This window comes from Odoribacter splanchnicus DSM 20712 (assembly GCF_000190535.1).
GTDB lineage: Bacteria > Bacteroidota > Bacteroidia > Bacteroidales > Marinifilaceae > Odoribacter > Odoribacter splanchnicus.
Genome location: NC_015160.1, coordinates 2,101,269 through 2,123,312 on the forward strand (window position 1 = coordinate 2,101,269; position 22,044 = coordinate 2,123,312).

Annotated in this window: 18 protein-coding genes; 15 read left to right on the forward strand and 3 right to left on the reverse strand. The window is 45.5% G+C overall.

Going from position 1 to position 22,044, the window contains the following annotated elements:
- The first annotated feature begins 3 nt into the window (after positions 1-3).
- Genes ODOSP_RS08770 through ODOSP_RS08785 form a run of 4 tightly spaced genes read left to right on the forward strand, consistent with a single transcriptional unit; the run spans position 4 to position 5,660 of the window.
- Complete coding sequence (locus ODOSP_RS08770) at positions 4-1,527, forward strand: PKD-like family lipoprotein (protein WP_013611980.1); 1,524 nt, start codon at positions 4-6, stop codon at positions 1,525-1,527.
- The gene (locus ODOSP_RS08775; protein ID WP_013611981.1) at positions 1,524-3,548 is read left to right on the forward strand and encodes a subtilase family N-terminal domain-containing protein; all 2,025 of its coding nucleotides are present in this window, start codon (positions 1,524-1,526) and stop codon (positions 3,546-3,548) included. Before ODOSP_RS08770 ends, ODOSP_RS08775 begins: the two co-directional genes overlap by 4 nt.
- Positions 3,549-3,552: 4 nt before the next feature.
- Complete coding sequence (locus ODOSP_RS08780; protein WP_013611982.1) at positions 3,553-4,536, forward strand: PorV/PorQ family protein; 984 nt, start codon at positions 3,553-3,555, stop codon at positions 4,534-4,536.
- Between the two features lie 38 nt (positions 4,537-4,574).
- Positions 4,575-5,660 carry a TlpA disulfide reductase family protein gene (locus ODOSP_RS08785; RefSeq protein WP_013611983.1) on the forward strand — a complete coding sequence of 362 codons (1,086 nt, stop codon included), beginning with the start codon at positions 4,575-4,577 and terminating at the stop codon, positions 5,658-5,660.
- Between the two features lie 150 nt (positions 5,661-5,810).
- On the opposite strand, the gene ODOSP_RS08790 is transcribed toward ODOSP_RS08785, so the two are convergent.
- Positions 5,811-7,472 (reverse strand): putative transporter, encoded by a 1,662-nt coding sequence (locus tag ODOSP_RS08790; RefSeq protein ID WP_013611984.1) that lies wholly within the window; start codon positions 7,470-7,472, stop codon positions 5,811-5,813.
- Positions 7,473-7,749: 277 nt separating this feature from the next.
- On the opposite strand from ODOSP_RS08790, the gene ODOSP_RS08795 reads away from it, so the two are divergent.
- Positions 7,750-8,511 carry a M23 family metallopeptidase gene (locus ODOSP_RS08795; protein ID WP_013611985.1) on the forward strand — a complete coding sequence of 254 codons (762 nt, stop codon included), beginning with the start codon at positions 7,750-7,752 and terminating at the stop codon, positions 8,509-8,511.
- 24 nt (positions 8,512-8,535) lie between these two features.
- Here ODOSP_RS08795 and ODOSP_RS08800 read toward each other — a convergent pair whose 3' ends face one another.
- A complete protein-coding gene (locus ODOSP_RS08800; RefSeq protein ID WP_013611986.1) occupies positions 8,536-9,003 on the reverse strand; it encodes a cytidine deaminase in 468 nt (155 codons plus the stop codon).
- Between the two features lie 115 nt (positions 9,004-9,118).
- Between ODOSP_RS08800 and ODOSP_RS08805 the strand changes: the two genes are divergently transcribed.
- The 3 genes from ODOSP_RS08805 to ODOSP_RS08815 are packed head-to-tail and all read left to right on the forward strand — an operon-like array spanning position 9,119 to position 11,580.
- A complete protein-coding gene (locus ODOSP_RS08805; protein WP_013611987.1) occupies positions 9,119-10,066 on the forward strand; it encodes a glucosaminidase domain-containing protein in 948 nt (315 codons plus the stop codon).
- Positions 10,067-10,082: 16 nt separating this feature from the next.
- Positions 10,083-10,613, forward strand: a complete 531-nt coding sequence (locus ODOSP_RS08810) for a DUF4199 domain-containing protein (protein WP_013611988.1) — start codon at positions 10,083-10,085, stop codon at positions 10,611-10,613.
- 16 nt (positions 10,614-10,629) lie between these two features.
- Positions 10,630-11,580: a glycosyltransferase family 2 protein gene (locus ODOSP_RS08815; protein WP_013611989.1), complete on the forward strand. Its 951-nt coding sequence runs from the start codon at positions 10,630-10,632 to the stop codon at positions 11,578-11,580.
- A 10-nt stretch (positions 11,581-11,590) separates the two neighbouring features.
- Here ODOSP_RS08815 and ODOSP_RS08820 read toward each other — a convergent pair whose 3' ends face one another.
- Positions 11,591-12,184, reverse strand: coding sequence for a uracil-DNA glycosylase family protein (locus ODOSP_RS08820; RefSeq protein WP_041557296.1), 594 nt, complete (start codon positions 12,182-12,184; stop codon positions 11,591-11,593).
- Positions 12,185-12,268: 84 nt separating this feature from the next.
- Here ODOSP_RS08820 and ODOSP_RS08825 point away from each other — a divergent pair, with 84 nt between their 5' ends.
- The 7 genes from ODOSP_RS08825 (at position 12,269) to ODOSP_RS08855 (ending at position 22,038) form a co-directional block, all read left to right on the forward strand.
- Positions 12,269-13,654, forward strand: coding sequence for an MFS transporter (locus ODOSP_RS08825; RefSeq protein WP_013611991.1), 1,386 nt, complete (start codon positions 12,269-12,271; stop codon positions 13,652-13,654).
- Between the two features lie 178 nt (positions 13,655-13,832).
- Positions 13,833-15,572, forward strand: coding sequence for a thiamine pyrophosphate-dependent enzyme (locus ODOSP_RS08830; RefSeq protein ID WP_095074674.1), 1,740 nt, complete (start codon positions 13,833-13,835; stop codon positions 15,570-15,572).
- A 99-nt stretch (positions 15,573-15,671) separates the two neighbouring features.
- Entirely contained in the window at positions 15,672-17,759 is a 2,088-nt protein-coding gene (locus ODOSP_RS08835) for an RNA degradosome polyphosphate kinase (RefSeq protein ID WP_013611993.1), read from the forward strand.
- Positions 17,752-18,678, forward strand: a complete 927-nt coding sequence (locus tag ODOSP_RS08840) for a Ppx/GppA phosphatase family protein (RefSeq protein ID WP_013611994.1) — start codon at positions 17,752-17,754, stop codon at positions 18,676-18,678. The genes ODOSP_RS08835 and ODOSP_RS08840 overlap by 8 nt, the downstream gene beginning before the upstream one ends.
- Positions 18,679-18,874: 196 nt before the next feature.
- A complete protein-coding gene (locus ODOSP_RS08845; RefSeq protein WP_013611995.1) occupies positions 18,875-20,419 on the forward strand; it encodes an acyl-CoA carboxylase subunit beta in 1,545 nt (514 codons plus the stop codon).
- 88 nt (positions 20,420-20,507) lie between these two features.
- Positions 20,508-20,834: an acyl-CoA carboxylase biotin carboxyl carrier protein subunit gene (locus tag ODOSP_RS08850; RefSeq protein WP_013611996.1), complete on the forward strand. Its 327-nt coding sequence runs from the start codon at positions 20,508-20,510 to the stop codon at positions 20,832-20,834.
- Between the two features lie 259 nt (positions 20,835-21,093).
- On the forward strand, positions 21,094-22,038 hold the full coding sequence (locus ODOSP_RS08855; RefSeq protein WP_013611997.1) for an ABC transporter ATP-binding protein: 945 nt from the start codon (positions 21,094-21,096) through the stop codon (positions 22,036-22,038).
- The last annotated feature ends 6 nt before the right edge of the window (positions 22,039-22,044 follow it).

Below are 22,044 nucleotides of genomic sequence, written 5' to 3' on the forward strand. Positions count from 1 at the left end.
ATTATGAAAAAGACAATATCAATATTCATGCTGGCAGCCCTCTTAATCGGAGGGTTGGCCGGATGCTATGAGGACAAAGGCAACTATAAATACAGGGACATCAATGAGGTCACTTATAAAATATTGCCTGAAAGTGAGGACGGCTATTACCGGTTCAAGCAGCCGCCCATGGACACCATGTATGTAGATTATACCGTCGATTTGTCGCAGAGCCAGGCAGCCAACGAAGAAAACCTGGAGTTCTTGTGGCTGGTCAGCTACAGCAAAGACAAAAAAACAGTGACCGATACCATCACTACCAGGGATTTAAGGCTGGCATTCCCGCCGAAGAAATCCTCTGCTTTCGATATCGTGTTTTCCCTGACGGACAAGCAGACGAATGTCAGTTCGTACAAAGAGCTGCACATCAAGACCGTTTATCCGTATGTCAACAGTTGGCTGGTGTTGAACGGGGATAAAGAAAATGCACGTATCTCTGCCGTAGAAGACCCTGATTCGTTGAATTATGTCTTCACGGAAGACGCTTATACGGCATTGGGGTATAAAAAACGTTTTGAAGATATCACCGAGTTGGTATATGCACCGGCAATCACCGAAAACGTAAGTGCTCCGGAATGGCTCTATATCGTTTCGCCCGACAGTGTCTGGGCGTTGTTCCCTTTTGAAATGAAGGTGGAAAAAAAGCAGAGTGACATTTTGCCGGACATTATCGTTGCCAACAAAACCGAAGTGGCATATGGATTGGACGGAACACCCAACAGTGGCGGAACCGTGATATTGGTGGATGAAAACAAACGCTTTTATTATTCAAACTTCAATAACGGGAAAGGTGTGTTTCAGCAACCTGCCGTTGCAAAGGATTTGAAGGATACTTATCAGGTCGATTTGATTGCAAAATCTGAAAAGAGCAACTATCTGTGTTTTTGGGATGATGAAAGAAAGAAATTCCTCTACTTCAGTATAAGCGGAGGAAGTGAAATCACGCTTTTCCCGGAAGAGTATAATGACTGGACGGGCAAGGAAGTGGTATGGATGGGGACAGATAACCAAGACAAAGAGCACAAAGACGGGATAGCAATCGCCATTGTCAAAGATACCAAAGACCAAAGCTACTGGACTTATCGTTTTAGCACAGAACAGACCATCACAGGCACTCCTATCGGAGAACTGCCGATCAACAAGGATTCGCAATTTGCCACGACAAGCGCATTCCCTGACCAGTTTTTCTATACCGTAGACTCCAAGGTGTATCTGTTCAATGTAGCAAGTCTGGAAACGTACGAACTGTATGATGCCGGAAGTCCCATTACAAAAATGCAATTCCGCATTACAGGAGAGCACCAACTCACAGAAAAATGGAATTACATGCAACGCTGTCTGGCGCTTACTGTAGACAAGGGAGACCAAGGGGAACTGCACGAGCTGACCTTGACAACGGCAGGAGATATCGAGACCTCCCGTATTTTCGAGGGATTCGGTCCCATCAAGGATATGTGTTTCACCTTTATTAATCGCATTCAAAGATGAAAAAGATAGTATATTTGCTTTTATTGGGGTTGGCATCTTGCCAACAGGATGACATCATCACAGAAGTACCCAAAGACGATTGGTCGGTTATCGCAAATACAGCCGGGCAAATAAAAGGACAAGTGAACATCAAATTCAAAGAGCTGCCGAAGGATTTGCAGATTGTGACCACCCGCAGCGGAGTGGATACGGACAACGGCCAGTTGAACTCCGTTATCCGGCAATTGGGAGGTACCCGCCTGGAGCGGGTATTCCCCCATGCCGGGAAGTTCGAAGCACGTACCCGGAAGGCAGGTCTTCATCTATGGTATCAGGTATCTTTCGATGAGAATATTCCTACGGCAGAGGCAATGAAGGCGTTATCGGGTATTCCGAATGTCGCAACCGTAGAACCTATTTACAAAGGGAAGACAGAGTCGGTACCGTTACCTTATAATGACCCGTATCTGCCCCAACAATGGCACCTCTATAATAACGGCAGCAACGGGATGCTGGCAGGCGGGGATATCAGTATTCTGGAAGCCTGGGAGATTGAAAAAGGAAAGCCGGAAGTGATTGTAAATGTGGTGGATTCTAAGGTTGATGTTAACCATGAAGATTTGAAAGACAATCTTTGGAAGAATCCCGGAGAATATAACCAGAACCCCTGGGGAGACAATGACGGCAACGGTTATCAAGGCGACTGGCATGGAATCGGAGCGAACCCCATCAACGGTCTTCCTGATTATGGGGCGGTAGATAAGGATGATCACGGTACCCATGTTGCCGGTATATTGGCAGCCAAGAACAATAATGGCGTGGGTATTTGCGGAGTTGCCGGCGGTGACGCTCCTGACAACGGGATACGCATCATGTGTTGTCCGTTCAATAACGGCAATCCTGCTGCCAGCATCAAATACGGAGCCGACCACGGAGCCGTAATCTGTACGAACAGTTGGTATATCGCCGGAGGTTCGGTTGGCGAAGTCCTGCAGGATGCTGTCAATTATTTTGTAACGTATGCCGGTATCGATGAATACGGGAATCAGACGGGACCGATGCGTGGCGGTATTGTATTCGGTTCTGCCGGTAATGACGGTGTCGAGCCGGAGAGCCACTATCCTGCTTCGCTGGATAATGTTATCGCAGTTGCAGCCCTCGACCCTGCCTTTAGGAAAAGCGGCTATTCCAATTATGCGGAGTGGGTCGATATTGCAGCACCCGGAGGCGGAAACGGATATGGCTGGCAGATGTGGAGTTGTGCCATAGGCAATCGTTATCTGGAACTGGTGGGAACTTCGCAGGCAACGCCTGTGGCAGCGGGAGTGGCAGCCTTGATTGTATCGAAGTTTGCCCGCGAAGGGTTGACTCCATACGAAGTGGAATATCGCCTGAAGCGCGGCGTGAAGCCTATCGATGACTATAATCCCGAATATAAGGGCAAGTTAGGTGCAGGATGTGTGGATGCGTTGCTGGCATTGAGCGACGAACCTGTAAACTTCCTCCCGGTAATTACAGCACAAAAGCCAATAGAAGGAGTGCAAATCATACCGTATGGTTCGACAGCCCAATATGTCTATACAGTTAGCGATACGGAAGACGGAACCGATTTGGACTATGTTTTGGAAGACCCCAGCAAGAGTGTCACTGCCACCAAACAAGACGGAACCATCATGTTGACAGTGAACAACAGGAATTGCATTGCCGGAGACCACATTGTAAAATTGACGGTGACAGACCGGGGAGGGCTTTCAAGCACAACCGAGCTTTCCATTAAATTGCAGCCGGAACTGCTTCAAGAGGTTGAATTGTACCCGAATCCTGTGGTGGATATTCTGACTATCCGTGCCAGCATGACCTTTAGCGGTGAAATGAGAGCCTGTCTGTACGATGCTTCCGGTAATTTGGTTCTGGAACGCAAGGTGACAGCCTCTTTACATAAAGCCGGAGAGTTGGATTTAAGCAAGGTGGACGGAGGAAGCTATACTTTGAAACTCTACTGCAACAATAAAACAATCACCAAAAACATTATAAAATTGTAAGGATATGAACAGATTAAAATATAGCCTGATAGCGATATTTGCATTTGGAAGTCTCGCTGTTTTTGGACAAAAAAGCACAGGGGCGGCACAATTTCCTGAACTTACGCCCGATGTTCGCGGAGTAGGTATGGGAAACTCGGGAGTGGCGGCAACTGCCAATGCTTTCTCAATATACCGTAATGCAGCCAAGAGTATTTTTTCCACCCAAAAAGCCGAGATCGGTTATAGCTTTACTCCCTGGTTGCGCGAATTGTCCAAGGGGAGCAATTTACATGGGGTGGCCGGTTATTGGAATCTGGACGAGAAACAGGGAATTACCGCCGGATTCCGTTGGTTCAACCATTCGGAGACCAATATATGGGACAAGGAAGGCAATGATGCCGGAACTTTTACTCCCAAAGATTGGAGTGTGGACGTAGGTTATGCCCGTAAACTGACAGATGATTTGTCTGTAGGAGCAACAGCCCGTTTTATCCGTTCGGATATGAGTGGTCTTGATAAGGACGATGTTGCCAATGCCGTTGCATTTGATCTGGGGCTTTATTATAGACGCAATTTTGAAAATTGGGAACAGTCGCAGTGGGCTGTCGGTTTGCAGGCATCCAATTTCGGCACCAAGATCGATTACGGCTACGGTAAATATGACCAGGCTTCCAAGGTTGCCGCCGGCGGTATGATCGACCACGTATTTACAGACAAACACCGTCTGCAAGGAACCTTGGATGTGGCTTGCCAGGTGTTACCCAATACCAATTGGGGCGGAAGTGTCGGAGTGGAATACACTCTTTTGCAGATTGTAGCGATTCGTGGCGGTTATCACTACGGCGAACAGGACAACAAACTGCAACGCTACGGCACGTTGGGATGCGGTGTCGGTTGTCACCACATCAAAGCAGACTTTGCCTATTTGATTCCGGAGAAGGACAGTCTTTTAAAGAATACATGGCAGGTGGCATTAAGCATCGATTTGGGATTATTTAAAAGATAATCCCTATTAAAAACAAACCATTTAATTCAATTTGAATCATGAAGTATTTATTGACATGTATTTTCCTGTTAGCGGCAACTTCCTTTCTTGCAGCCCAGACATTCCATATCCAAGGAAATATAGAGCTTGACAAAGGGGAATTGCTTGTGCTGACCCAACAAGTGGAAGGCATGGATACTCTGGCACAGACAAAGTTTGAAAACAACCGGTTTGCCCTGACCGGCAATTTGCAGGAGCCGGTAGTCGCCTTGTTGAAGATTGCCGGTTATGAGGGCGGTTTTGTCATGATACTCGAACCGGGCATGGAATATACCGCGAAACTGACCCGTAACGGAGCCGGCGATATCCGTGGAGGAAAACTCCAGGATATTTACAATGATTATCAGAAAATTGTAGCCGATGCCAATGCTGAAAGCCGGGCTTTGAATAAAAAAGCATCGGAAGCAGCTGCCCAAAAGCATTTCAAGACATCCCACGAGCTGAAGGCCAAAGCAAACAAAGTGCAGCAGGCTGCCTTTGACAAGATGAACAACATCGTCCGCAAGAATGCAGACAATGTGCTGGCAGCCTATCTGCAGACCGCCGGTTCGGAACGTATCATGGAACTGGAACCGCTGAAACAGATTTACAGCCTGCTTTCTGAGAAAGCAAAGGAAACAGCTCCGGGGAAACTATTGGAGGCACGTATCGCTGACTTGGAGAAAGTGGGTATCGCCGCTACCGCTCCCGACTTTACCCTGACCACTCCAGAAGGAAAACAAGTGTCGCTCTACAGCGTGAAGGGGAAACTGAAAATTATCGATTTCTGGGCTTCCTGGTGCGGACCGTGCCGCATGGAAAATCCCAACATGGTGAAACTCTACAATGACTTCAAGGACAAAGGTCTTGCTATTGTCAGCGTGTCGCTGGACGAACGTAAGGTACCCTGGGTACAGGCTATCAAGAAAGACGGTATGCCGTGGACGCATGTCTCTTCGCTGAAAGGATGGAAGTGTGAAGTAGTGAAACAATACAACATCGATGCCGTGCCGTCGATTATCGTACTGGACGAAAACAACCGCATTTTAGCCAAGAACATCAGAGCTGAAAAATTGCGTGCATTCGTTACGGAATACCTGAAATAAAATACCTGTTTCCCTATCGGAAACAAAGTCCCGAAAAAGAAGTAATCCCCAAAAATGAAGTGCTCCCCAAAAAGTCGGACATAAAACTTTTTGGGAGCACTTCACTTTGCGATGGGGCAGCATTATCAAAAAATCGACCCCGGAACCAATCTACAAAAACAACATTAAGATCAATTGAGCAAAAATCACACGGATAAACATGGAGAGCGGATATACCGTCGCATAAGATACGGCCGGATTATCTCCCTCGACGGTCGCATTGACATAATTCAACGCCATCGGATTGGCCATACTTCCACACAACATCCCTGCCAGGGAACCGAAATCTATTTTCATCAATTTCAAAGCGATAACGGCCACCAGGACAACGGGCACAAAAGTGATCGCAAATCCCAAAGCTACCCACAGCAGCCCTTCGGGACGAAACACCGTCTCAAAGAAATGTACCCCGGCATCTAACCCCAGACAAGCCAGGTAAATGGAAAGTCCCAATCCCCGGAGCATCAGATTGGCACTCCGGGTCGTATAAGTAATCATATGTAAACGCGGTCCGAACGCCCCCATCAGAATCCCGACGATAATCGGTCCGCCTGCTATTCCCAACCGGACAGGGAAACTGACTCCGGGGATAGAAAAAGGAATAGCCCCGACAGCCAAACCCAACACAATCCCCACAAATACGGCGATCAGATTCGGTTCTTTAAGACTAATAATACGGTTTCCCAACACTTTCTCCACATTGCTGATAGCAGCAGCTTCGCCCACAACGGTCAATTTATCTCCCAATTGCAGTACCAGCCCGGGAGTTGCCAACAACTGTACCCCAGCCCGATATATACGGGTGATATTGATACCATAATGATTACGCAAACGTAAGGATCCCAATTTCTTTCCATTGATCTCCGAACGGCTCACGACAATACGCTGAGAAACCAACTGGCTATCGATGGCATTCCAGTCGATATCCTTTTTATTCCAATCCACCTTTTCCTCTTCACCGAAAAGGATACGCAACGATTCTTCCTCAGCCTCGGTGGTAATCACCAGCAAACGGTCTCCTTCGAGCAATACCGTATCGGAAGTGGGGATCGTCACTTTCCCATCGCGCCATAAGCGTGAAATAACAAATCGATGTGCCGCAAGATGAGCTACTTCTTTTACATTCTTCCCAAAAATTCCGGGATTGCGGACTTCAAAACCGGCAATAAAAGTGTGCTTGCTTTTATCTTCTGCCACAACGGTTTCTGCCGTCCGGCGAGGAAACATCTTACGCAATACGATAACCGCCAGAATGACACCGACCACTCCTAAAGGATAGGTCACCGCACACCCTAAAGCAGGATCAGCCGCATCGATATGCATCTGCTTCAAAGTTTGCTGTGCAGCCCCCAAAGCAGGGGTATTGGTTACAGCACCACTCAATATACCTACCATATCGGGCAACGACACGCCTGTCACCACATGAAGGCCCAAAGTCATTGCCGTGCCCACCAGGATCACAGCAAAGGCAAGCATATTCAATGTCATACCTCCCTTCCGGAACGAACCGAAAAAACCAGGCCCGACCTGCAATCCCAAGGCATAAACAAAAATAATCAATCCGAAACTCTCGGCATAATTCAACATTTGGGAATCTATCGATAAGCCGAAATGTCCGGCCGCAATTCCAACAAAAAAGACAAAAGTAACCCCCAGCGAAACCCCGTAGACGCTGATCTTTCCCAAAGCCAATCCTAAAGCCGAGATCATAGCAATTACAACAACAGCTTGTATGACACTGTGCTCTATCAATATACTATTTATCCATTCCATAGTCGATTTATTAAAATCCGAACCCGTTTTTCCTAATTTAAAAGTGGGCACAAAGGTAGTACAAATAACTTCAATTCATTAAAAATAAACAGGTAAAAGCAAGGAAAACAATGCTTTAACAGAAAACGTTAACATGTTAAATAAAGTTGTAATCTATAGACAATCAGTAGGTTTTGAAACTTTTTCAATTATCTTTGCGTTTCAGGAATGATCTAATTTGTCTTTTTAATAGTAAAAACAGTCATTTCTAACTTAATATTCACCAAAAAGATACAGTATGAGATTGCACAACAGAGCACTGGTTGCTGTTATTTTGAGTTTGGCAGGATTTTATTCTTGTTCACGTCAAGCCACAATTCCCACTCAGTTAACTTATACCCCTGTTCCTGTATTTACTATCCCAGACAGTCTTTTAGCAACTTCTCCGATCGAATATGCTTTTTATAAAGCGGAGCCCGTCGAATTCTTCGAACCGAAACCAGAAGTCCGGGATTCTTTTAACCGGATCGAAAAAACGATGGTCGGTTATGCAGACGATCAATTTTTCGTCCGCCAGCCCGAATTGGTATTAGACCTGGCCGACCTGGAAGAGGGTGCTTTTGTTTTTCCCCTGCCCGGCGGAAGGGTATTATCTCCTTATGGACGACGGAATGGAAGAAATCATACCGGCATGGACCTGAAAATCAATCGCCGGGACACCGTTCTGTCAGCTTTCGACGGAATCGTCAGAATGACAGGTTGGAGCCGGGGTTATGGCAACGTAGTCGTCGTGCGTCATTACAACGGCCTGGAAACGGTATACGCCCATAATTCCAAACACCTGGTCCGTTCGGGCGATCATGTAAAAGCAGGTACTCCGGTTTCTATTACCGGCGAAACAGGCCGGGCCACCACCGACCACGTACATTTTGAAATCCGGATAAATGGGAAAACCATCGATCCGGCTTTGGTGATCGATTTCAACAACCAAACCCTTCTGCACAAACGCCTGGTATTTACTCCTACCCCGAAAGGAAAAATTCAGGTAGAGGCGGTGTAAAAACTTCGGGCCCCGGTTAGCGGATCAGCCTGTATATTCAAAACTAAAAGGCAACAAGGAAGAGGCTTTTATCACTACCGTTTCTTCTTCACCTATCATCAGTACATCAAAATCCCGGCCGTAACGCCGGATTACTTCCGCCATCACCTGCCGGCAAGCCCCGCAAGGAGAAACGACCTCTTTTCTGGGACGCCCTTTAAAACAAGCAGCAATAGCCAATGCTTTGACCGGAACGTCCGGATAAGCAGCACCAGCATAAAATAAAGCCGTCCGTTCTGCACACATTCCACTGGGATAAGCCACATTTTCCTGATTATTGCCTAAAACGATCGTACCGTTTTCCAGCAAAACAGCCGCTCCGACAGCAAAATCGGAATAGATGCAATAAGCTTTGCCGGCAGCAGCCAGAGCTTTTTCGGACAATTCCTCATAGCATGCGGGCACTGAATTCCGGCACACAAAATAATCTATTTTCAGTTCTCTTTTATCCATCACTATTTTTTACTATTTTTACCCCCCTAAGATACAGAATAATTATAAACCGGAAATTGAAAAATCAGCATTTATCTTTTGCCAGGTAAATGCCTGACGCCAACGAGTGAGTGTTATGAAAAAGAGTATGAAAATATTGGTATTGTTTAGTCTGTTGCTCATCAGCTTTAATGTTATGGCAGACAAACGTAAAGAGTTTATCCGCAAATACAAACATATAGCTATCCGTGAAATGGAACGGACCGGAATTCCGGCCAGTATCACGCTTGCACAAGGTATTCTCGAATCCGGTTGCGGCGAATCGGAACTGGCCGTCAATGCCAACAACCATTTCGGGATCAAATGCCACGAAACCTGGAACGGCGATACATATACCATGGACGACGATACCCGGAACGAATGTTTCCGGAAATATAAAAATATCGAACAATCGTGGATCGACCACAGTGATTTTCTGACTAGCCGTCCCCGTTATGCCGGTTTATTCAGTATTCCTACTACAGATTATAAAGCCTGGGCGAAGGGGTTGAAAGCCGCCGGATATGCGACCAACCCGCAATATGCCAATATGCTGATTAAAATCATCGAAGAAGAAGAATTGTACAAATTCGACCGCTCGATCAAAAGACGGGGTACACCGCCGACGATCACTGCAGAAGAATTTGCCCAAAGTGTAGCAACCCAGGACCACCCGAATACTACCAACTACCGTAACCGCGAAGAAATGCGCAATGGCATTATCTGTATAGAAACGATGCCGGGCGATTCTTTTGAAAAAATTGCCGGTTATTACGGAATCAAACTTAAAAAATTATTACAATACAACGACAAATCCAGCAGTACCCTGGACCCCGGTCAATTGGTCTTCCTGAAAAAGAAAAAGAGCAAAGCGGCACGGGGATACGAATTCCACCGTGTAAAAGCCGGAGATACTATGTACAGCATCTCACAGCAATACGGAGTACGGCTCAAAAATCTTTGCAGGTTCAACTACCTGTCGGCCGACAGTCCGCTGACAGAAGGAGAAAAGATCTATCTGCGTAAACAAGCCGATTTATTGTAAGGATAAAGAAAAATACATGGCACCTTCGAAGAAAAAGAATTTTTTTTCACAAAATACCCTGTTCGGTTTATTCGTCGGACTGAGTTTTATTGCTGTAGCTTATGCCTACTACCGTTCAGGACGGGGAGTCAGTCTCAATCCGCAATTGAACAATGTGATCCTGCTGCTCTCCATCGTCGGAGCATTTATCGGAGTTCGTAAATACCGGGACGAATTGCCGGATAATTGTCTGTCTTACGGGAAAGCACTGGGCGCTTGTACCTATCTGATCGCTGTAGCCTCGGTCATCTACGGATGCTTTGTATTCTATCTCTATCGTCACCATCCGGAATTACTGGAGAATTATCTGACTTCGATAGAAACGACGTTCAAAGAGGTATATTCGGATTCGGCTTTCACCGAAAATATGATCTCGATGTTAAAAGCGTTTACAACGCCTGCTACAATTGCCTTTGCAGAAACATTCAATAAAATATTCACCGGATTTATTTTCTCCTTGCTCCTGGCAGGATTACTCAGGCGCACCCGAAAAAATGAATTTATTTAACCGTAATTTTCAGATCATGGACATATCAGTCGTTATACCGTTATATAATGAAGACGAATCTCTGCCGGAACTAACAGCCTGGATCGAACGGGTCATGGCAGCGAATCATTTTACGTATGAAATCATCATGGTAGACGATGGCAGTAGCGATAATTCCTGGGCACTCATCGAAACCCTTTCGACCCAAAACGAACATATCCGTGCCATAAAATTCCGGCGGAATTACGGTAAATCCGCAGCCTTACACTGCGGGTTCCAGAATGCCCAAGGAGATGTTGTCATTACGATGGACGCCGATATGCAGGATAGCCCGGACGAAATACCGGCTCTTTATCAAATGATCATGTCCGAAGATTATGACATGGTTTCCGGTTGGAAGAAAAAAAGATTCGATCCGAAATCAAAGACAATACCCACCAAATTATTCAATGCGACAGCCCGGAAATTTTCAGGGATCCATCTGCACGATTTCAACTGTGGGCTCAAAGCTTACAAGAATAAAGTTGTGAAAAGCATCGAAGTATACGGAGAAATGCATCGCTATATCCCGATCCTGGCCCAACAGGCCGGTTTCACTAAAATCGGAGAAAAGGTCGTACAGCACCGGGCACGGAAATACGGAGTAACCAAATTCGGCGGTTTAAACCGATTTATCAATGGAATGCTGGATTTGTTGTCCATCACCTTTATTACCCGTTTTGCCAAAAAACCGATGCATCTGTTCGGGGCAATAGGGACCTTGCTGTTTATCATCGGATTTTGTGCTGCCGGCTGGATCGGTATAGATAAACTGATCTGTCTTTCACAAGGGATCAGGGCCCGTTTGGTAACCGACAACCCCTATTTTTATATTTCTTTGGTTTGTATGATCCTCGGGACCCAACTGTTTTTAGCCGGTTTTGTAGCCGAGCTGGTATCCCGTTCGGCTACCGACCGCAACGTCTATCTGATAGAGAAAGAAATCTGATACCCTTTCTCTAGAAGAACCCACCGACCTCTCCGAACATACGCTTATAAGCCGCTGCCTTTTCAGGCAAGGGTTTCGGATAGGCACGGGAAGAAGAGGGCATGCGGTATAACCGGATCGTTCTACCCTCGAAATGAAAAGTCGAAAAACCTCCTACCGGTGGCTGAGAGGCTTCGACCAGAGAAAGCAAAGTGTCCGTCGCTTTCTGCCCTGTTGTCGCAATGGCTACACAGTGCGGTAATTGCCGCAATACGTCGGACAAATCGATCTTGCGGACGATTTCCAAAAATTTATCCGAGGCATTATCTTTCTGCCGAACGACTTCCCGGCCGGAATCGGTCAAGGCAATTCCTTGCCGGATAAGAAAATCCCGGATCCGTTGTTCGCAAAATGATTTTTTATCTGCCGTCAGAAAATGCTCCTTGTCGTCGAAAAATACCAATCCAAAGATACGCCACATGTCATTCTGAAAATTAGGATAGTAAAAATCCATTTTCCAACGTTCACGTTTCGGCGGGAAACTTCCCATCATCAATAGCCTTGCCCCTTGCGGGAAGAAAGGCTCCAAGGGATGGATTTCAGTTTTTATTTCATCTGTTTTCATGCATACAAAATTAATCAAAACATACATACTTTGGTTTATTTTACTAGTTTTGCCCCGTGCTAAAAAATCTAAAACAAAAAAAGTATGACAACGACAGCAAAAAACAAAGAAAAAATCAGGTTCAGTAAAGCATTCTGGGTGGCCAACACCGTGGAATTATTCGAACGTGCTGCCTACTACGGTGTATTTATCGTGATCACCCTCTACCTTAGCCGTATATTGGGGTTCAATGACATTCAGGCTGCCACCATCGCAGGTACTTTCTCCGCTTTCCTTTATCTGCTGCCAACTTTTGCCGGAGCTTTGGCCGACAAGATCGGTTTCCGGAACTCTATGCTCCTGGCTTTCACCTTATTGACTACCGGTTACGGTGGTCTGGCTTTATTTCCTACCTGGCTCGAAAGTGCCGGACTGGTAGAATATGGGCATACCACCGTCTTTAAAGGCCTCACCGAGAGTGGCCTGCAATACGGCATTATCCCGATTATGGCTCTGATCGTCATCGGAGGAGCTTTTATCAAAAGTGTAATCTCGGGAACGGTGGCCAAAGAAACGACAGAAGCTACCCGGGCCAAAGGATTCGCCATCTTTTACGGCATGGTCAATATCGGTGCATTCTCGGGTAAAACCATTGTAAAACCCCTTAGAGAGGCTTTAGGGAATGAAGGATTGATCACCTTGAATTATTTTTCGGCCAGTATGACCTTTCTGGCTCTCATAGCGATCTGGTTTTTCTATAAAAGTGCTCAACACAGCGGAGAGGGAAAAACCTTCCGGCAAATCTGGAATGCTCTATTAAAAGTATGTTCTAACGGCCGGCTGATCATCCTGATCCTGATCATTACGGGTTTCTGGATGGTACAACATCAATTGTATGCCACCATGCCCAAATACGTACTCCGTCTGGCCGGGGAAGGCGCATCCCCTTCCTGGTATGCCAATGTCAACCCTTTGGTCGTAGTGCTGTGTGTCAACCTGGTCACCCAGCTGATGCGTCACCGGACAGCCCTTACTTCGATGACCGTCGGAATGTTTATCATGCCGTTGTCCGCTTTGTGCATGGCTTCGGGAAATATGCTGAATCCGGAATCGACCATTCTGACCATGCACCCGGTAGCTTTTATGATGGTTGTAGGTATCGTCTTCCAGGGACTGGCGGAAACTTTTATTTCCCCGCGTTTTCTGGAATATTTCTCCCTGCAAGCCCCCAAGGGCGAGGAAGGATTATACCTGGGTTTCAGCCACCTGCATTCGTTTTTGTCTTCCATTTTAGGATTCGGACTTTCCGGCTATTTATTAAGTAAATATTGCCCTGACGAAAGCCTGTTCGCCACTCGTAGCGAATGGCTCGCTGCCAGCAGTAATGCCCATTACATCTGGTATTATTTTGCTGTAATCGCACTGGCTTCCGCCATTGCCCTGATCATCTACGGCCAAGTTGTCAAGCGCCTCGATCAGGCAAAAGCATAAAATAACAGCATCGGTTGTAAAGTCCGTAAAGTTTGTAAAGTCGATGGCCTTCGGGGATACTTTATAAACTTTACGGACTCTCAATTTTATAAACTATCGCCTTCTTTCTTCAGATTCTAAAGTTAAAAATAAACCTTTCCGGCTAAAGCCCGTTTGATATAAAAATTGAAACGTTTAAATTATGGCAAACATAGCAGAGCAAATTGTAGATATGCTGGTAAAAGCCGGTGTAAAAAGAATTTATGCTGTCACAGGTGACAGTTTAAATAAGATTAACGATGCTGTCCGCAAAGACGGCCGGATTCAGTGGATTCACGTACGTCACGAAGAAACCGGAGCTTTTGCTGCCGGAGCAGAAGCCCAGCTTCACGGCAACCTGGCCTGTTGTGCAGGTAGCGGCGGTCCCGGCCATGTGCACCTGATCAACGGGCTCTATGACGCCCACCGTTCAGGGGCTCCTGTCTTAGCCATCGCTTCTACCATTATTTCAGGTGAATTCGGAACGACCTACTTCCAGGAGACCGACACCATCCGCCTGTTCGACGACTGCAGTTATTACAACCAATTAGCGACTACACCGGGTCAACTCCCCCGCATGCTACAGGGGGCTATACAAACCGCTCTCTCCCGCAGAGGAGTCAGTGTCATCGGTATCCCCGGAGATTTGACCGGAGAAAGCCAGGTCAATATTCCTTCTTCAGAGATCAACTATCCGACTCATCCCCGCACCTGTCCATCGGATACCGAATTACAGGCGCTGGCCGATCTGTTGAACAACAATAGCAATATAACCCTGTTTTGTGGCATCGGAGCCAAAGATGCACACGAAGAAATCGTCGAATTGTCCCATCGGTTGAAAGCCCCGGTAGCCTATTCTTTCAAAAGTAAAATGGAAATCCAATATGATAATCCCAATGAAGTAGGGATGACCGGCTTATTAGGCATGGCATCGGGTTACAACAGCATGCATGCGGCCGATGTACTGGTTTTATTAGGTACCGATTTCCCGTACGGCCCGTTTTTACCGACTCACAATAAAATCGTTCAGATCGACATCGATCCCAGTCACCTGGGCCGAAGAGCCAAAGTACAAATGGGGCTATGCGGAGATATCAAGACGACACTCGAAGCTTTATTACCTCTTTTACAAGCCAAAAGCGACAAAAGCTTTCTGAACGATCAGTTGCTCGGTTATTCCAAAGTAATTAAAGACCTGAATGCTTACGTCGAAAACAAAGGCAGTGATAATAAGATTCACCCGGAATATGTCATGGCGATGGTCGACGAAACTGCTCAGGCAAATGCTATTTTTACCGTCGATACGGGTATGACCTGTGTCTGGGGAGCCCGTTACCTGAAAGCTTCCGGCCAGCGAAAGATGTTAGGCTCTTTCAATCACGGCACAATGGCCAACGCTATGCCCCAGGCTATAGGAGCATCGTTCGCCTATCCGGGCAGACAGGTGATCGCTCTCTGCGGCGACGGAGGCATCTCTATGTTACTGGGTGATCTGGCAACCATCGCCCAATATAAGCTACCGGTCAAGATTATTGTATTCAATAACCGTTCTTTGGGTATGGTAAAACTCGAAATGGAAGTCGCCGGCCTGCCGGACAACGAAACCGACATGCAAAATCCGGATTTTGCCCTGGTGGCTCAAGCGATGGGTATAAAGAGCTATACCGTCAGCCGTCCGGACGATGTACTCCCGGTATTGGTCGAAGCCTTGAACTCACCGGAAGCTACTCTACTGAATGTAATGACCGATCCGAATGCACTGGCTATGCCCCCGCAAATAGAATGGAATCAAATGACCGGATTCGCACAAGCCATGTATAAAATGTTATTGACCGGCCGGACACAGGAGATTATCGATACGATCAATTCCAATTATAAACACCTGAAAGAAATTTTATAAAGACAATTCCGGCCTCAACGACAATGTCACATTTCTGTCATTAAATAGTAACATGGATAAAATACATTCGTAATTAAATCAATACATTGCATTTTATCCATGAAAGTAACAAGGAAAAAAGGTGAGATTCCCTACCTGGAAAGGGATATCAGTTGGATGTATTTTAACCGGAGAATCCTGTCCGAAGCAGAAAAAACCCCGGTTCCTTTACTCGAACGGTTATCCTTTCTGGGAATCTACTCCAATAATCTGGACGAATTTTACAGGGTACGGGTAGCCACCCTCAACCGAATCATCGAATATGAGGATAAAACCATTAAGGCAGAAAGAGAAACCGCCATTCAAACCTTCAGGGAAATCAGCCGGTTGAATGCCCTGTATACACAAAAATTCGAGGAAACATTTACAGCAATAAATACAGTACTCCGGCAAAACCGGATTTACCTCCTGAACGAACAAGAATTACAGGAGGAGCAAGCCGACTATATCCGAGAATTTTACAAGACACAACTGATCGGCTCTACGACCCCGCTTTTCACTTCTTCTTTCCGTCATTTCAGCGACCAACCCGACGACCATATCTATCTGAGCGTCTGTCTGCAAACCACAGGAAAAACGAAAAAAGATTTTGCCATCATCGCTTTGCCGGTGCAATCATACGGCCGTTTTATCCGGATCCCCGGCGATAACGACCGCATATGCCTGATGTTCCTGGACGACATCGTCCGCTTTTGCCTTCCCCTGATATTCAACGGCCGGCCTTACGATCACTTCGAGGCTTACACGTTCAAGTTCACTAAAGACGCAGAAATGGAACTCGATTCAGATCTTCGGAACAGCATTATGCAAAAAATATCGAAGGGGGTGAAAAGCAGAAAAAACGGGGAACCGATCCGGTTGGTATACGACAGCCGGATGCCTGCAGTTATGCAGCGCCACCTCAGCCGGATGCTTTGTATGGACCGCTGGGATACTCAGGTCGGAGCCGGTAGATACCAAAATCTGAAAGATCTGATGAAATTTCCCGATTGTAAACGTGACGATTTAAAATATCCCCCTCAGCCTCCATTGTTCAAAACGGACTTTTCAGGGGACGGCAGCATTTTGAATACCATCCGTACCCGCGATCTCTTCCTGCACTATCCCTATCACAGTTTTTCTTCTTTCTTGCGTGTACTCCGGGAAGCCACGATCGACCCGAACGTCAAAGCCATAAAAATGACCCTCTACCGGGTAGCGAAAAATTCCAAGGTTATCCAAACTTTAATCGCAGCAGCCAGAAACGGGAAAAAAGTAACTGTAGTTATCGAACTACTCGCCCGTTTCGACGAAGCATCGAATATCAGCTGGTCTAAACAAATGCAAGATGCCGGAATCAAAGTCGTATTCGGAGTCGAAGGTCTGAAAATACACGCAAAACTAGTATATATATCGGGTAGACAGGGAGATATCGCCTGTGTCAGTACCGGAAATTTTCATGAAGGGAATGCCACCCGATATACCGACATCACCCTTTTTACCGCACGCAAAACCCTGGTAAAAGAAGTCCGGCATGTCTTCGACTTTATTGAAAAACCTTATCTACCCGTAAAATTCAAAGAATTACTGGTCTCTCCCAACGATATGCGTTCCAAACTATTGAAATTGATCGAAGAGGAAGTCAAAAATGCCAGAAAACAAAAAACGGCCCGAATATTAGGAAAGGTAAACCATATTACAGACCGGACATTGATCGCTAAGCTTTATGAAGCTTCGGCCGCAGGCGTAAAGATCGACCTGGTGGTACGAGGTAATTGTTCTATCGTCACAGGAATCCCGGGAATAAGCGAAAACATCCGGATCAACGGAATTATCGACCGTTATCTGGAACATTCACGAATTTTCATTTTCGAAAATGCAGGTGATATGATCTGCCTGACAGGTTCTGCCGACTGGATGCCCCGGAATCTGGACAACCGGATCGAAGTACTTACCCCTGTTTATGATAAGAAAATTCAAACCGAATTGAAACGAATCGTCGAATATGGCCTGAAAGACTCTCTGCAGGGACGACAAGTCGACGGCACAGGACAGAATATCCCCTGGAAAAACGAAGACCATTCGCTATTCCGGTCACAATCGGCCTTATATCACTATTATCAGGAAGACATACAAGAAATCACAACTAATAACATACCCCATGAGTAAAGTAAATTATGCAGCGATCGATATCGGCTCCAATGCAGTCAGATTATTGATCAAAAGTATCAATCCCGAAACAGCGGAACAGTTGTTTACAAAAGAGCTCCTTCTAAGGGTTCCCCTGCGCCTGGGAGAAGAAGTATTTACACAAGGTGAAATACCGGCCAGTAAAGCTAAAAAACTACTCCGTCTGATGAAGGCTTATCGGCAACTGATGAAAATATACGAAGTCGATGCCTATCGGGCTTGTGCCACATCGGCAATGCGGGATGCCGCAAACGGGAAAGAAGTAATCGAAACCATCACCCGGAAGTCAGGTATCCGGATAGATATTATCAACGGAGAGGAAGAAGCCCGTTTGGTATACGATAATCACATCGAATACCTGGCGGATAAAAACGCCGATTATATCTATGTCGACGTCGGGGGAGGTAGCACGGAAATCAGCTTGATCCATCAAGGAACACTCCGCAGTTCACATTCTTACAACATCGGAACCGTACGTCTGTTGAAAGGAAAAGTCGTTCCCAGCGTATACAACCGTTTGAAAAGAGACCTGAATAAATTGCGGAAACAATACCCGGTAATCACGATCATCGGGTCCGGTGGAAATATCAACAAATTGTTCCGGTTAGCTAAACTTCCGGCCAAAAATAAAATGACTCTCCCGGTAGAAAAATTAGTACAACTCAACAACACTCTAAAAAACTATTCCTTAGAAGAACGTGCCCGGTTATACAATCTGAAACCCGACCGTGCAGATGTCATTACCAATGCCGCAGATATCTTCCTGCTAGTCGCAGAGCATACCCAAGCGAAGCATATCGTCGTGCCTACCATCGGCCTGGTCGACGGTATCATCGACAGTCTCTATCTGCAACACCACAAAACCCCGGAAGAACAAATCCCCCTCCCCATTTATTAATAAATACAGATAATAGTAAATTTTTCAAATAAATCGTTAAAATTTCGACTTCAACCCTCAATGATATCAATAGATACCGATTAGTATAATAAAGACAGGTATTTTTTAAATCATTTTTTTTACGTAACCTTGCAGTTTAAATGGTGTGTTAATTTCTGAGAAGGAATTACGCAAGTTAATAATAAACTAAATTACTATGTCACTTAAAAGGAATATTCTTGACTTAAGAAAGAGGAAAGAAATTGTACTTCAGGGTGGTGGCGAAGATGCTATCAAAAAGCAGGCCGCCATGGGTAAATTGACAGCCCGTGAGCGTATCGAGGGGATTTTGGACAAAGGTTCTTTCCACGAGTACGACATGTTCGTAGAGCACCAATCTAAGGATTTTGATATGGACAAGAAAGTTCTTCACGGCGACGGTGTCGTTATCGGTACCGGTACTGTCTATGGAGAACCCGTTGCTATTTATGCTCAGGATTTCACTGTTGCAGGAGGTTCGTTAGGACTGATGCACGCCCGTAAAATCACCAAAATTATGGATCATGCCATCAAAATGCGGATGCCGATCATCGGTATCAACGACTCGGGTGGTGCACGTATCCAGGAAGGGGTGGATTCACTGGCCGGTTATGGAGAAATTTTCTTCCGCAATACACAGGCTTCCGGTGTTATCCCTCAATTGTCCGTTATTCTGGGTCCTTGTGCTGGTGGAGCCGTTTATTCTCCGGCATTGACCGATTTCGTATTTGTGGTAGATAATATTTCCAAAATGTTCATCACAGGTCCGGAAGTAGTAAAAACAGTACTGGGAGAAGAAGTTAGTATGGAAGACCTCGGAGGAGCACGCGTTCATGCCTGTATCAGTGGAAATGCCCACTTCTTTGCCTCTACAGAAGCAGAATGTTTCGAACAAATAAAAAAACTGCTCACCTTTATCCCCTGGAACAATCAACGTAAAGCGAAAGCCTTTCCGTCAAAAGCTCCGAAAGCAGAATACAATATCGAAAAAATCCTTCCTGCAGATCCTACCCAGCCTTATGATGTAAGAGATATTATCAAAGCCGTTGCCGACGATTCCGATTTCTTCGAGGTACAACAGGACTTTGCACAGAATATCGTTGTCGGATTCGGTCGGGTAGATGGAGAAACGATCGGTTTCGTAGCCAATCAACCCTTGGTATTAGCCGGTGTATTGGATTGCGACTCTGCCGATAAAGCAGGCCGGTTTATCCGTTTCTGCGACGCATTCAATATTCCGATCGTGACCTTCGAAGACATGCCGGGATATCTACCGGGCGTTGAACAGGAACATATGGGTGTGATCCGCCACGGAGCAAAAGTATTGTATGCTTATAGTGAAGCTACCGTACCTAAAGTGACGGTAATCCTGCGTAAAGCTTACGGTGGTGGATACATCGCCATGAACTCACGCCACCTGAAAGCCGACTTTATGTTTGCCTGGCCGACAGCCGAAATCGCCGTAATGGGACCGGAAGGGGCTGCTAACATTATTTTCCGTAAAGAAATAAAAGAATCTGCTAATCCGGAAGAAACACGGAAGCAGAAAGTTGCCGAATATCGCGAGAAATTTGCTAATCCTTATGTAGCAGCTTCCAAAGGATATATCGACTCGGTGATCGAACCGTCGGAAACACGCCTGTTATTGAAACATTCTATCGAAGTCTCCGGTAATAAAACCGTTATGACACCTGCTAAGAAACACGGAATTCCTCCGTTCTAACAGTGTTCAGAGTTTATAAAGTCCAGGAATTCCCGGACTTTTAAACTGAAAGACTTAAAAGTTTCAGAACCACTAAAAAGGAGGTAAAATGACTGTTAAATATGAAAAATTCCTGCTGAATGGCGTAGAATATAAAACTCAGCTTACCCAGAAATGGGTAAACCGAAAAAAATGGGAAGAACCGAATCCCTATCTGCTGACTTCACACATTCCGGGAACCATTATGCAAATCGAAGTGAAAGAGGGCCAGGAAGTCCAGGAAGGAGATGTTCTTCTGATTCTTCAGGCTATGAAGATGAATAACAAACTGGCTGCACCATTTTCGGGTAAAATCAAAAAAATATATGTCAACTCAGGAGATAAAATTCCGAAGGGGACATTGATGATCGAAATGGAAGAAAATGAAGCTGTCTGAATACAGCTGATCTGTTATGCTGATGTGCTAATATGTAAATGTGCCGACCACAGGAGCGTATTAACATATCAGCATTTGTATTTATAATAATGGCAGGTATAATGAATTGGTAAAGTTGATAAAGTCCAAAGACTTTATCAACCAATTTAATTCTGCAATTTATGTCGTTACAAAGATTTCAAAGGTTACAAGGATCTTAGACGTGAATCCTGACCATTATAACCGTTGTAACTTTTGTAACTGTTGTAAGTGAAAAGGTATGAGTTTTTTTGTCGCTAAAAATATTATTAAAAATTATGCCAATCACCGGGCTTTGGACGATGTATCTATCGAAATCCCGGAAGGAGCTATTTATGGATTGTTAGGCCCCAACGGAGCCGGAAAGACTTCTCTGATCCGAATTATAAACCAGATTACAGGACCGGATTCGGGTGAACTTTATTTTAAAGACCATAAACTGGAACCTGCCGACATGAACCGCATCGGTTATCTGCCTGAAGAAAGAGGCCTCTATAAAAAGATGAAAGTCGGTGAACAGGCCGTTTATCTGGCTCGTCTGAAAGGAGTGAGTCGTCATGACGCGATTCAACAATTGAAAGCCTGGTTCGAGAAATTCGGAATCGAGGCCTGGTGGGATCGGAAAGTAGAAGAATTATCCAAAGGAATGGCCCAAAAGGTGCAATTCATCACCACCGTCCTGCACGAACCGGAAATGCTGATTTTTGATGAACCGTTCAGCGGATTCGACCCCATCAATGTCGAACTCCTGAAAAAAGAAATACTGGAACTGCGCAAAAAAGGAACGACCATTATTTTTTCCACCCACAATATGGCTTCCGTCGAGGAAATCTGTAGCCATATTGCCTTGATTAACAAATCAAAAAAAATTATCGAAGGCCCGATCAATCAGATCCGGAATAAGTATGCCAACAATACTTACCGACTCATCTGTAAATATCAACCGGATTTTCATCCGCAAGAAGTGATCGGAGAAGAATATGAGCTGCTTTCCGAAAAGATAGAAGACGGACAACACGAACTGGTCCTGCAACGCCTCGCGGCTTGTCCTACCAATACTTTATTACGTCGTCTGCTCGACAAAACCGATATTATCTCTTATCAAAAGGTCATACCGGGAATGAACGATATCTTTATCAAATTAGTGAAAGGAGAAATGGTTAACGACATCAAACAGGAAGAATAATCCACT